11 protein-coding genes are annotated in these 13,012 nt (G+C 30.3%); 3 read left to right on the top strand and 8 right to left on the bottom strand.

The window, feature by feature from the left end; translation table 11 throughout:
• Positions 1-25: 25 nt before the first annotated feature.
• The 6 genes from citF to Q6H37_RS25615 form a co-directional block, all read right to left on the bottom strand.
• Positions 26-1,558 carry a citrate lyase subunit alpha gene (citF, locus tag Q6H37_RS25590; RefSeq protein ID WP_318737636.1) on the bottom strand — a complete coding sequence of 511 codons (1,533 nt, stop codon included), beginning with the start codon at positions 1,556-1,558 and terminating at the stop codon, positions 26-28.
• 1 nt (position 1,559) lies between these two features.
• Positions 1,560-2,447 (bottom strand): citrate (pro-3S)-lyase subunit beta, encoded by an 888-nt coding sequence (gene citE / locus Q6H37_RS25595; protein ID WP_318737637.1) that lies wholly within the window; start codon positions 2,445-2,447, stop codon positions 1,560-1,562.
• Positions 2,447-2,746, bottom strand: coding sequence for a citrate lyase acyl carrier protein (gene citD, locus Q6H37_RS25600; RefSeq protein ID WP_007060773.1), 300 nt, complete (start codon positions 2,744-2,746; stop codon positions 2,447-2,449). Before citD ends, citE begins: the two co-directional genes overlap by 1 nt.
• A gap of 15 nt (positions 2,747-2,761) precedes the next feature.
• Positions 2,762-3,805 (bottom strand): [citrate (pro-3S)-lyase] ligase, encoded by a 1,044-nt coding sequence (gene citC, locus Q6H37_RS25605; RefSeq protein WP_318737641.1) that lies wholly within the window; start codon positions 3,803-3,805, stop codon positions 2,762-2,764.
• Positions 3,806-3,992: 187 nt separating this feature from the next.
• On the bottom strand, positions 3,993-4,871 hold the full coding sequence (gene citG / locus Q6H37_RS25610) for a triphosphoribosyl-dephospho-CoA synthase CitG (protein ID WP_318737643.1): 879 nt from the start codon (positions 4,869-4,871) through the stop codon (positions 3,993-3,995).
• 4 nt (positions 4,872-4,875) lie between these two features.
• Positions 4,876-5,565, bottom strand: a complete 690-nt coding sequence (locus tag Q6H37_RS25615) for a GntR family transcriptional regulator (RefSeq protein WP_318737644.1) — start codon at positions 5,563-5,565, stop codon at positions 4,876-4,878.
• A 401-nt stretch (positions 5,566-5,966) separates the two neighbouring features.
• Between Q6H37_RS25615 and Q6H37_RS25620 the strand changes: the two genes are divergently transcribed.
• Entirely contained in the window at positions 5,967-7,271 is a 1,305-nt protein-coding gene (locus Q6H37_RS25620; protein WP_318737646.1) for a citrate:proton symporter, read from the top strand.
• Positions 7,272-7,356: 85 nt separating this feature from the next.
• Here Q6H37_RS25620 and Q6H37_RS25625 read toward each other — a convergent pair whose 3' ends face one another.
• Entirely contained in the window at positions 7,357-9,615 is a 2,259-nt protein-coding gene (locus Q6H37_RS25625; RefSeq protein ID WP_318737648.1) for a cache domain-containing protein, read from the bottom strand.
• 249 nt (positions 9,616-9,864) lie between these two features.
• Here Q6H37_RS25625 and Q6H37_RS25630 point away from each other — a divergent pair, with 249 nt between their 5' ends.
• Positions 9,865-10,557 carry a response regulator transcription factor gene (locus Q6H37_RS25630; RefSeq protein WP_318737650.1) on the top strand — a complete coding sequence of 231 codons (693 nt, stop codon included), beginning with the start codon at positions 9,865-9,867 and terminating at the stop codon, positions 10,555-10,557.
• 92 nt (positions 10,558-10,649) lie between these two features.
• Here Q6H37_RS25630 and Q6H37_RS25635 read toward each other — a convergent pair whose 3' ends face one another.
• Positions 10,650-11,732 carry an AbrB family transcriptional regulator gene (locus Q6H37_RS25635; RefSeq protein ID WP_318737652.1) on the bottom strand — a complete coding sequence of 361 codons (1,083 nt, stop codon included), beginning with the start codon at positions 11,730-11,732 and terminating at the stop codon, positions 10,650-10,652.
• Between the two features lie 151 nt (positions 11,733-11,883).
• Here Q6H37_RS25635 and Q6H37_RS25640 point away from each other — a divergent pair, with 151 nt between their 5' ends.
• On the top strand, positions 11,884-12,819 hold the full coding sequence (locus Q6H37_RS25640; protein ID WP_318737654.1) for a LysR family transcriptional regulator: 936 nt from the start codon (positions 11,884-11,886) through the stop codon (positions 12,817-12,819).
• Positions 12,820-13,012: the final 193 nt, after the last annotated feature.

Consider the following 13,012-nt stretch of genomic DNA (forward strand, 5'->3'; position numbering starts at 1 on the left):
AACACCTCTTCTTATTACTTTGTAATTACTTTACTTTTCTTATTACATCGATAATACTTCCATCTCTGTATTCAACAAGTGCCACTACTTTGTCGTCATATTGAATTGGATCAGCTTCTCCAACTATCTTCTTAGCCTTGTCTCTTAACTCTTCAACTGCAACTAATGGAAGTCCACTATTTTTAAATACTTCTACTAAATCAGTTCTCTTAGGGTTAATAGCAATTCCTGCTTCAGTAACTATAGCATCTACGCTTTCGCCAGGTGTAATTACTGTATTAACAGAATCAACTACAGTTGGTATTCTTCCACGAACTAATGGTGTAACTATAATAGTCAATTTAGCAGTAGCTGCTGTATCACAGTGTCCACCTGAAGCTCCTCTTGCAACTCCATCAGAACCTGTTATAACATTAACGTTAAAATCAGTATCTACTTCTAATGCTGAAAGTACAACTACATCAAGTTTGTTTACAATTGGTCCTCTGTTGTGAGGATTTGCATAGAAAGAAGAACTTATTTCATGATGTGTTTGATTTTTAGCTATTGATTCTACAGCACCTAAATCGAAATCTTGAACGTCGAAAATATGTTTTATTAATCCTTCTTCAAGCATTTCAGTCATTGGTTTTGTAATTCCACCAAGTGCAAAGCTTGCTACATATCCTCTTTTTATCATTTCATTTTTTATAAATCTAGTAACAGCAAGTGTAGATCCACCTGAACCTGTTTGGAATGAAAATCCATCTTTAAAATATGGAGATTCTATTATTAAATTAGCTGCATTTTGTGCAATTAATAATTCTTTAGGATTTTTTGTGAATCTTGTAGCACCTGAAGCTATACCTGTTGGATCTCCTATAGCATCAACTTTTACTACATAATCAACAAATGTTTGATCAATACTTGCTGGAACATTAGGAAAATCTGCTAAAGTATCAGTGATTATAACTACTTTATCAGCATATTCTGCATCAATTTTTGCATATCCTAAAGATCCACAGTTAGCTTTTCCACCTATTCCGCTAGCATTACCATATTCATCACAAGATGGTGCACCTAAAAATGCTACATCTATTTTTAAATCTCCAGCTTCTATAGCTCTTGCTCTTCCACCATGAGATCTAACGATTACTGGGTTTTCCATTAATCCATTAGAAATAAATTCTGCTAATTCTCCTCTTAAACCACTTGTAGTGATATTTGTAACTACACCACTTTTAATATGTTTAACTAATTCCTTATGAACATTACTTAAAGAACTTGCAGCTACTGTTAAGTTCTTTATTCCCATTTTATATATAACATCCATTACCATGTTTAAAACGAAGTCTCCTTCTCTAAAATGGTGATGGAAAGATATTGTCATCCCGTCTTTTAATCCTGTCTTTTTGATTGCTTCTTCTAAGCTATCTAATAGTTTGGCTTCATCAGGATTAACATGTTTAATTGTTGGGGCTACTTTAGCTATTTCTTCATTATGCGCAAACTGTCCTTTGAATATTCTTCTTCCTTCTAAAACTTCATCTGGAATCTCTCTACCTATAACGTTCTTCATATTAGATTTCCTCCTTATACACGCCTGCAGCTTTTGCTAATTCAAGCACTCTTTCGGCTCTTTCAATAATTGGTTTATCAATCATTTTACCATTAAGAGAAATAACACCTAGTCCTCTTTCTGCTGCATCTTTTGCTGCTCTTACAACATTTACAGATCTTTTTATTTCTGCATCTGTTGGTGTATAAATTTCATTTACTGGAGCTATTTGTCTCGGATTTATTACTGATTTGCCATCAAAGCCTAATTGATGTATTAATTTAACTTCATTTCTGAAGCCTTCTTCATTGTCAACATCACTATATACAGTATCAAAACAAGCTATTCCTGCTGCTCTTGCTGCTATTATAAGTTGAGTTCTTGCACCTAAAAGTTCCATTCCATCAGGGAATCTTTTAGTCTTCATGTTAGTAACATAGTCTTCTGCACCTATTGCTACACCTATAAGACGTTTACTTGCCTTACAAATGTCGTATGCATTTATAATTCCTAATGCACTTTCAATTGCAGCCATCATTTTAGTAGAACCTACTTCTCTTCCAATTTTCTTTTCTACTTCTTCAATTACAGCTTCAACATCAAGAATGTCCTGTGCTGTTTCAGTTTTTGGTAATCTTATTACATCAACACCAGCTCTTACAACAGCTTCTATATCATCTCTTCCATAAGGGGAGTCTAAAGCATTTACTCTTACAACTAATTCGGTATTGCCATAGTCTACATTTTTTATAGCATTATATACTAAAAGTCTAGCTGAATCCTTTTCAGTTAATGCAACTGCATCTTCTAAATCAAACATTAGTGAATCAGCTCCATAAATATAAGCATCTTTAACCATACCAGCATTGCTACCTGGTAAAAACATCATGGTTCTTCTTAAACGTCCCATTAGTCAATTACCTCCCAGTTTATATTTTGAGTTAATCCTGCTGCTCTAAAAGTAGCACATTCAACTCTTGCTTTTATAACGCAATCTAATGCGCCTTTATCTATAGCCATTACTTTTGCATTTTCAACTTTCATAGTTTCTAAAGTTTCTTTTATAACTTTTCTTATTTGTCTTCCAAATTGTTTTTCAACACTACTCTTTAATTCAATCTCTATTCCAGCTTCTTCCTTAGGTTCAATTCTTACCTGTATATCACTTGATTCCAAAGTTCCAGCTATTGAGACTTGTTTAATTTCCATTAATTGTACCTCCCTTTAGTGTCTTCCAATATTATTTTTAATTTTTTCTACTAATTCCGCTGCAGCTTTAGATTTAAAATATTCATAAGTGCTGTTTGGAACTAGTTTTTTAACTTCAGCCATTTTTCCTTCTTTTACACAATTCCTAACTTTTGAAGCACTTATTGCCTCACCTTTCAATTTCAACCTTGGAACTATTATGCATTCAACACCTGCTTTTTCCAAAGTTGATTTCATTATTTCGTTATATTTTTTTGTTACTTTACAATAAGGTTCTTCTCCTACATATCTTCTGTTTATGCCTAATGCTGGCACAATGTACCTTTTAAATATTTCTAAGTCCAATCTTGCATGAGTGTCAACTACTGATCTTCCATCCTTGATGAAATATGATGGAAATGTAGCACTAGATATAATATAATTTCCTGCTTTATGAATAATGACATTTTTTAAGTGCTTTGTACCTTTTTTTACAAGGTCATATCTAACTGAAAATGGTATGATTGATGCATCCTCTGAAACCACAAATAGATGAACAATATCATTTTCACTTGCAACCTTTTCTATCAAGTACTGATGTCCAAGAGTAAACGGATTTGCATTAACTACAATGCTAGCTACCTTATCAGCATCTACTCTTTTTTTTGATAAACTCTTAACATATTGTTGTATTCCATTGGGGTTATTTTCCATTAACACAACTGCATCTTCTATTCTAGCAATTTCATTAAATCCTGCATTTTGAAAAAATTTTGCTGTATCACATTTAGTATACAGAAATATATCTGTGTAACCTCTGTAATATTGTTCACTCATAAGCTCTGAAACCAACATATTGGTTACTCCTTGTCCCTTATAGTCTGAACTTACAGCTAGGCATCTTAAAGTATTTTTAAAAAATGAACCTGTTGCCACTAATTGTTTTGAATCATAAACTCCAATAGTGTACTCAAGATTTTTATCTAATCTAATACCTTCATTGTTTAAAAATAATTCAATTTTTTTTCTTTCACCTAAATCATCTAAAAATATTCTTCTATCTTGAAGGCCGTAATCCATAATTCTTACTTCCCTCCTTTAACAAATTAAGAGTTTCATTCTGTAAGTCAATTATAAGACAGAGTTCTTCCATGACCAAGTTTTTTTGATGTTCTTTCCTGCACTTTTGATGTTTTTCTCATATTTTTCCTGTTTTTTGTCGAAAAAAATAGGGATACTTTCAAGTATCCCTAAGCCTTATTCTATCCTAGTTGATGATTTCTTCAATGAATCCGAGAAAAATACTTACTGCAAGAAGATCTGCAGAACCACCAGGACTTATATTTTTTTCCACAAACTTTATATTCATAATTTCTAATTTTTTTATTGCATCAATTTGATTCATTCCACCAAGCTTTATAAATTCTTTTGATATATTTTTAGTATAATTAAGACTTTCAATTCCTCCTCTAATAACTACATTGGTATCTTCACTTTCAGTCATAATACTCATCAAAACTTGTAAAAACAAATCATTAATAGAAAGTTGCCTATTTTTACTCCACTGTCTAATAATTGGTATTGCCTGCTTTTGAACAGTTTGAAAACCACCTTCTACTTCACCACGTATACCCTTAAATCCATATTCTTTAAATAGTCGTTCACCATGAGTTAGATTGGTTTTTATACTAATTCCTTTAAAATCTTTAACTGTCAAATCTCTAGTAATATCTTTTACTTCATTACAAACTTCATCTATAAAAAAATTTTCTTTTTTATGTTTTCTATATAAATTACCTACTGCTGCACAAAGAATCCCTAATGAAAATATTATTCCCTTATGAGTATTAACACCTTTTGTAGCTTCAAACATAGATTTCTCACATTTAATGCCTGGAGCCCTCAATCTATCCATGAGCTTTGTACTATCTAACCCATTAAAAGACATACCTTCAAGAACACATTCATACAAACCATTATAAAGTGCAGAACTACTTGCCATGAAGGTAAAAAAATCCATGTCCTTATGCGAACCTGTATTATCACGATCTACTAATCCGGGTTTAGGAGTTGTACTAACCTCATAAAGTATTGATCTTTGTGCTAAAGAAGCTACATAATGTGCAAATTCATTATTTTGTCTCAATATTTTATTCCTCATCTTTCATTGTTGAATACACAATATCTAGCGAAATATGTAAATGCCTTTCTATAATTTTATCAATACCTTCAGCATTTTTTTCTGATATTGTCTTTAAAATTTGTCTGTGCTCAACTAAAGCTTTTTCTCTTCTCTCATCATCAGTTATAGAGATATCCCTAAACTTTCCAATATAATCATTTAACTTACTAATCATACTAGCTAATCTTTTCATTTTGCTAGCTTTATATATTAAAGAATTAAATTCTCCAAACAATCTTATTACTTCTTTAACATCGCCTTCCCTATTTTTCTGTTCTGTTAAATTCAGTAATGCTTCTAATTCTTCCAGTTCTTTTGGAGTTATATTTTCCATTGCAGTTGTGGTTGCCAGCACTTCTAATGAATGCCTTATCTTATAGACCTCAATAACATCTTCCTTTGAAATTCTTTTTACTACTACCCCTATACGATGTACACTTTCAACTAATTCTTCTTCTTCCAATTTTCTTAATGCTTCCCTTACAGGTGTTCTGCTAATATTTAATCTTCCAGCATATTCTTTTTCTATAATTCTTTCCCCTACTGGAACAACGCCGCTAATAATTGTCTTTCTTAAACCTTCATATACTATTTCTCTTATTGGCTTGTTCTGATTAAAATTCGTATTCTTTACAAATTCATCCATATAATCCGTCATAAAAAACCTCCTTTCCATCGTAAGTATATTATACTACATAATAAGTTTTAAACAACAATAAACCCTTTAAAATATCATCTTAAAAGTATTATATTTTTTCACAATTCAACAAATAAACTGATTTTATATAAAAATGCTTTAAAATATTTCATGAATAATTTGTAAAATATTAAATTAATAAATTTTAAGAATATTTTAAGAATATTTTAAGGGCATTTTAATAATAAAAAAATTATTATTGACAATCTAAGAAATTATCAAAAAAGCAATTGAACTTAGCATTTAATGTAATTATAATAAAAAACGAGCTCGAAATTATTAAATTTTTAACGATATGCTAAACGGTATAAAATGCGCAACATAGTTTAGCACATATCGACAAAATCAAGGAGGTATTATTTATGACTTTATTAGCAGCATTAGGTTACTTAACCGTTATTGTTTTCTTAGTATTAATAATGACTAAACGTATGAGTCCATTTACTTCACTTATTATTGTCCCAATTGTATTCGGTTTCATTGGTGGATTCGGACCAAAACTTGCAGATTTTGCAGCAAGTGGTGTTAAGAGTGTTGCAGGTACAGCTTCTTTACTATTCTTTGCAATCCTTTTCTTTGGTATGATGTTAACTGCTGGATTATTTGATCCACTAGTTAAATTTGTAGTAAAAGCTGTAAAAGGCGACCCACTTAAGGTAATAATCGGAACAGCTATTTTGGCAGCTGTAGTATCTCTAGATGGAGATGGAACAACTACAGACTTAATTGTATGTTCAGCTATGGTCCCAGTTTATAACAAACTTAAGATCAACAAACTTTATTTGGCAGCAATGGTAATAATGATGAATACTATACTTAACCTTATACCATGGGGTGGTCCAACTGCCCGTGTTGCTACAGTTACAAAAATTGATGGCAGCGTACTAATGCAGCCTTTCCTTCCTGGAATGGTACTTGGTATAATTTATGTACTAGTAGTTGCTTATTTCTTAGGTAAAAAAGAACGTAACCGTTTAGGAATAGTCGATCTTAGTAGTTCAGCTGAAGCTGAAATGGCTGCAACATTAACAGCAGAAGAAGAAGAGCTTAAAAGACCAAAACTAATATGGATAAACTTCATTTTAACTCTTATCGTATGTGCTGCTTTACTTTCACAAAAGGTTCCTTCTAATGTATGTTTTGCAATAGGCTCAGCTTTAGCTTTATTAGTAAACTATAGAACTTTAAAAGAACAAAAAGACGTTATAGCAAGTCAAGCTGAAAATATCGTTCCTACTGTTCTTGTAATATTTGCAGCAGGTGTATTTATGGGAGTTTTGTCAGATTCAAAAATGGCAGAAGCTATGGGAAACAATATTATAGCATTAATTCCTTCATCCATGGCTCCACATTTCCTAGGCATTACTAGTTTAATAAGTATACCAGGTACATTATTCCTATCAAACGATGCTTACTATTTCGGTGTATTACCTGTACTTATGAAGGCTGGTGCAGCATATGGATTCAATAATTTCCAACTTGGTGTTGCAGCATTAACAGGACAAGCAGTTCACTTATTAAGTCCATTAGTTGCATCAATATATATATTATTAGGTTTAACAGACCAAGATCTAGGCGAATGGCAGAGATTCTGTTTACCACTTTGTTTGGTGTTATATGTAATATATGTAGTGACATTAGTAATAACAGGAGTTTTGCATCTATAAATATTAATAAAAGAAGTTGTCTGAATTTCAGACAGCTTCTTCTTTATTTATCCCATAGTTGTCATTGCTAACACCTTTGTTATTCCTATGAAACCTTATTTATTACTTCTAAAAGCTCAGACAATTCTATAGGCTTTCTAACAAATGCATCAACGATGGAGTTATAATTCATATCACTTTCATCAACATATCCAGACATCAGTATAACAGCTACATCATTTTTTATTTTTTTTATTTCTGATGCTAACTCAATTCCTTTAATATTTGGCATCATGTAATCGGTAATAACAATATCAAACTTTTTACTATTCTTCTTAAATAACTTTATTGCTTTTCTTCCATCCGTTTTTACTACTACCTCAAAGCCAAGATGTTCTAAAGATTTTTTTATTACTTTTATATTTTCTAAGTTATCATCTATTACTAGTATTCTTTTTTTGCTACTTAAGTTATCTTTAAGTAACTTGCACTCCGAATTTTCATCTTTCTCCACATCTGATTCTTCATTGACTAAAGGTAGGTAAACGTTAAAACAACTTCCTATGTCTATCTCACTGTCCATCATTATTACTCCACCATATTTATTTACTATGCTTTGAACTACAAATAATCCTAAACCAGATCCCTTCCCAATATCCTTTGTGGTAAAGAAAGGATCAAAAATTCTCTTTTTAGTTTCTTCATCCATTCCACAACCATCATCTTTAATCATCAATTCAACATAATCATGCTTTTCCAAAAGTGAATTATTAATATTATTAGCCTCTATTCCACTAACAGTATTTAAATATATTTCAACTTCACCTCTGTTATTTCCTAATGACTGATAAGCATTTGTACATAAATTAAATATAACTTGATGAATTTGAGTAGGATTAGCTTTTATATATCCACAATCTTTATTTATATTTTCTTTAAGAGTTACATTTTTAGGTATAACTGCTTTTAAAAGATTTATAGTTTCTTTGATGATATCATTAATATTAACTGGTTCTATTTTAACATTTTCCTTATCATTTCTAGTGAAAAGCAATATTTGTTCAATTAAATCTTTTCCTTTTTTTGAAGCCTTAAGTATTTCTTCAATATCCTCATAATATTCCTCATCTTCTCCAGTTCTCATAAACAATAATTCCGAGTAACCCAATATAGGCGTAAGTAAATTATTAATATCATGAGCAATTCCGCCAGCAAGTGTACCAATCATTTTTAATTTATGAGAATGATAAAGCTCGGCCTCTTTTTTTCTAAGTTTCTCAGAAGATTCATTTAAAATTCTTAAATACTCTGTCTCTTTCTCAAGTGCTTCTTTATTCTTTTTCATTCTAAATAGTTCCGAAAGAAAAAAATATATAATTATGATAATTATTATAACTATTCCAATAACTATAACTAAAAATCTATTAATAGGTCTTTGTACCTCATCATAAGACATTGTCACTGCAACAACCCAAAAATAATTACCAAGCTTAACAGGAGTAAAAGCATTAAGTTTCTTGGCTTTTTTTAGTGATGATTCTCCCCACCAGTAAGAATGGTAAATTGCAGTACCTTCTTCTCCTTTAAGCTGACGATCTATTAGTTCTTCAAGTTCTCTAAAATCTAGTCCAGGATACATTTGTTTTCTCGTTTCAATAACATCTATACCAATCTGTTCTTTTAATTGGTGCATAATTATTATTCCATCTTGATCTTTAACCATTGCATATCCCTTTTCTCCTACTTTTACAGGAGCAATTAACTTTTTATAGATAGCATCAGCTCTTAGTTGTACTGAAATCACACCTTTGAAATTGTCTTCATCAAAAATGGGTTGATATACACTGTAAATAAAAATGTTTTTACTTTTGTTTAAGTGTACTTTTCCAATGTAAGTCTTTTTCTTTGATATAGCAGCATCAATATCTGTTTGAAGAACACTCTCCATATTTTGCAAACCTTTTGGATACTGTGTTACAAGTTTTCCATTTTTATTATAAAAACAGATTGAATCTATATCCTCATCCTTTGTTTGATAATATGCCTTGATTTTATTATCATAAACATCAAGCATTTCTCCATTTTCAATATAAGAGACGCTTTTAATAAAATCCTTATCTAAAGCAATAGACTTTACACTATCCATAACATCATCATTATACATTTCTATACTTCGTGATATAGACCTTGAAATACTTAGCATTTGCTGCTCTTGTTGAACTATGATTGTCTTTTTATATTCATTGTATGCAAGATATATAAATCCACTTAAAATTACAACTAAAAGTATATATACAACTGTTCTTATAATTTTATTTTTTGGTACTAATTTTTCCCTTAATCTATCAAATAGCCTTACAATCACCCTTTTACCTCCATTCGAAATAATAATTATGCTCTTGCAGTTCAATTATAATTGTATTACAATTATAATTAAATTTTAAACCATTTTTCCTAACATATTTTTTTGTAATATATACCTTATACATATTTTTTGTAATGTACACCTTTTCAGTTATTACTATATTTTGTTTAGTGTTTAGTATTATGTAATTGTTTTCTGCTTTATTTAATTACTATATATTAATTAAAATTTTATACTGTGAGGTTAATTATGGAACAAATCAGAATACTTATTGTTGAAGATGAAGAACCTATAAGAAAATTAATTTATAAAATACTTTCAACTCAAGATATGCTAGTTTATCAAGCTCAAAATGGAAGTCAAGGCCTTGAAATGATAAATAAATATAGCTTTGATTTAGTACTATTAGACATATTGATGGATGACATATCTGGATATGACGTTGCAAGAGAAATCAGAAAACATAACTTACAGCTTCCAATTATCTTTCTTAGTGGTAAAAAAGATGATGAAGATATTGTAAAAGGCCTAGACATAGGTGCAGATAGTTATATTACAAAACCTTTTAGTCCTTCAGTTCTTTCTGCACAGGTAAAATCAAAAATAAAAAGACGTAAAGAAATATTACATGAAAACACTGACTCAAACATAATAGTTCATTTTCCTTTTAAATATGACTTGAATACGTATAAATTTTATAAAAATGATATAGAACTCAAACTATCTTCAAAGGAAACAAAATTAATGAAGTTCTTTATGGAACATCCAAACCAGGTATTTTCAAAAGAACAACTTTACCAAAGTGTTTGGCAAGATAATAACAGCGATGACAATAGCATAATGGTTTATATAAAATATCTTAGAAATAAAATTGAAGATATACCAAGTAAACCAAAACATATAAAAACCGTATGGGGAATAGGTTACGAATTCTACATATAAATAGTTTTCTACTTAATATCATATACATAAACAACTTTTAAATATAAGTGCCATAAAGTTGTTTATGTATATGAAAAACTGTACTTGTTTTTTCACGATGTCACAATTTTAATCAGCACTGGAAAAATACCAATTACAGTTACAACTCTTACTGTATGTAAAATGGCAATTTTAGGTGCGTCTCCTCCCAAATCCTTTGCTATAAGTGCCATATCTGATAATCCACCAGGGGCACTAGCTAAAAGAGAAGTTATAAGTTCAAGTCCACTAGTTTTATTTATTAAAAATCCAATAAATAAATTAACAGAAATAATACCTATTAAAAGGATAAAAGCAGGTATTAATATGCTTTTTAGCTGTACTATATCTCCGTATGTAACTCTTGATCCTATGAGAGCTCCTGCAAACATTTGAGTTAATCTCCTAAGATTTAGCGGCATGAAGCCTTTATCAAAAATTACATTGAGAGCACCTACTGCAGCCATTGAAAATGTCATTGTACCAGCTGGAATTTTTAGTATATATCCAATCAAACCAGTTGCTAAAGCTAAAACTGTAGTTATCAATAAATTTATTGATTTTTCTTTTAATGTGCTTTTATTTTTTGCTCTATTTGATTTTCTTTGTAAATTTGCTTCATCAACACTACTAGCTATTTCATCCAAAGCATTTTTATCTTCATTTTTAAAGCTCTTAGCTATAAAATTCATCATTGGAGGAAACACAATTAGTACAGTAACAAGTCTAATAAGATGCAAAACCACTACCTTTGAAGTATCTGCTCCAAAATCATCACTTATAAGCGACATATCTACAATACCTGCAGGCGCTGTTGAAAATAACGCTGTTATTAAATCAATTCTTGTAACTCTAAACATTACATATCCCATAAAAAGATCTAAAGTTATCATGCTTACCACCATTAAAATAGCAGGTTTTATTATTAACTTCATTTCCAATACGTCTTTACGTTTTATACTGTCTCCAATATATGCTCCAGCACATATCTGAGTTATGATTTTTATATTCTGTGGAATAAACGCATGTCCTGTAATAACACTAAACACAGCTACAACCACCATAGACCCAACCATGGCACCTGCTGGAATTTTAAGACGCAGTGCAATAGTACCACCAAGAATTGCAACAATTAAAGTCATAATTAAATTTATCATAAATAACAACCTTTCCGTCAATTATCTAAACTTTGTTGAATTCTAATATTTATCTAGTCATATTCTATCATGTAATATATAATATATCTAATACTATAATTAATATAAACATTATAACTTTTAACCTATAGTAGTCAAGGAGGATACTTTAATGGATTTTAGACAATTACAATATGTATTAACAGTAGCTGAAGAAAAAAATTTTTCTAAAGCTGCAAATAAATTATTTATATCTCAACCTTCATTGAGTCAATATATTCAAAAAATAGAACTTGAATTAGGTACACAACTTTTTGATAGATCTTCCTCACCATTAAAGCTTACATTTGCAGGAGAGCTATACATTGAAACAGCCAAGAATATTTTAGATCTAAAAGATCAGCTGTATCAACAAATTAACGATATTGCTAATCGAAAAAAAGGTCGTGTTATTATAGGACTTTCTCCAGTTAGAAGCACTTACATTATGCCAAAAATCCTTCCAATATTTCATGATAAATTTCCTGATATTGAAGTAGTTCTTATCGAAGATATCTCTAGTACCCTAGAAACTTTAGCAGTGAAGGGTTCAACCGATATTGACTTAATAACAACCCCTATGCAAAATGACATGCTTGACTTTGAAACTATATTCTCAGAGGAAATACTAGTTGTAATTCCTCCAAATCATCCTATACAAAGTAAGATTAAATATAAAACTTCTACTAAATCTACTCATCCTACAATTGAACTTAAAGAACTTAAAAATGAGCCATTTATTTTGCTAAAGAGGGATCAAAAACTTCATAAAATGGCTACTTCACTTTGTGAGCAAGCTGGCTTTTCTCCGCGAATTATACTTGAAAGTGAAAGTATTGAAGCCGCTCATGCATTAGCAAAAGCAGGTATGGGTATCACTTTTGTTCCTGATACATTAATATCTTCTCATCAAACAGAACCTTATCCACTTTATTGTTCAATTGACAAATTGAAACCCACTAGAGATGTAATAGTTGCCTACAAAAAAGGCAGATATCTTTCAGTAGCTGCCAGAGAGTTTATTTCTATTTTAAAAACAGTTTTTCCAAAAAATCAAAAGGATATTTAATAAAAAACTTGCACTTTGTTTTAGCATACAATGGTAATTGTTTCAACATTTGTTTATTATGTTTACAAACGTTAAACATTTGTAAAATCAACAAACAAATTTTGAATATTACTTTTTTATATGTTATAATTTGAATTATAAAAACGAAGAACTTTCAATTAGTAAGATTTATCTAAATTTTATAATATTTACA

Source organism: Clostridium sp. JS66 (assembly GCF_033561535.1).
Classification (GTDB): Bacteria; Bacillota; Clostridia; order Clostridiales; family Clostridiaceae; genus Clostridium_AM; species Clostridium_AM carboxidivorans.

Coding starts and splice junctions, on each gene's coding strand:
- citF (WP_318737636.1), bottom strand. CDS start 1,558: ATGAAGAACGTTATAGGTAGAGAGATTCCAGATGAAGTTTTAGAAGGA.
- citE (WP_318737637.1), bottom strand. CDS start 2,447: ATGGGACGTTTAAGAAGAACCATGATGTTTTTACCAGGTAGCAATGCT.
- citD (WP_007060773.1), bottom strand. CDS start 2,746: ATGGAAATTAAACAAGTCTCAATAGCTGGAACTTTGGAATCAAGTGAT.
- citC (WP_318737641.1), bottom strand. CDS start 3,805: ATGGATTACGGCCTTCAAGATAGAAGAATATTTTTAGATGATTTAGGT.
- Q6H37_RS25615 (WP_318737644.1), bottom strand. CDS start 5,565: ATGACGGATTATATGGATGAATTTGTAAAGAATACGAATTTTAATCAG.
- Q6H37_RS25620 (WP_318737646.1), top strand. CDS start 5,967: ATGACTTTATTAGCAGCATTAGGTTACTTAACCGTTATTGTTTTCTTA.
- Q6H37_RS25630 (WP_318737650.1), top strand. CDS start 9,865: ATGGAACAAATCAGAATACTTATTGTTGAAGATGAAGAACCTATAAGA.
- Q6H37_RS25635 (WP_318737652.1), bottom strand. CDS start 11,732: ATGATAAATTTAATTATGACTTTAATTGTTGCAATTCTTGGTGGTACT.
- Q6H37_RS25640 (WP_318737654.1), top strand. CDS start 11,884: ATGGATTTTAGACAATTACAATATGTATTAACAGTAGCTGAAGAAAAA.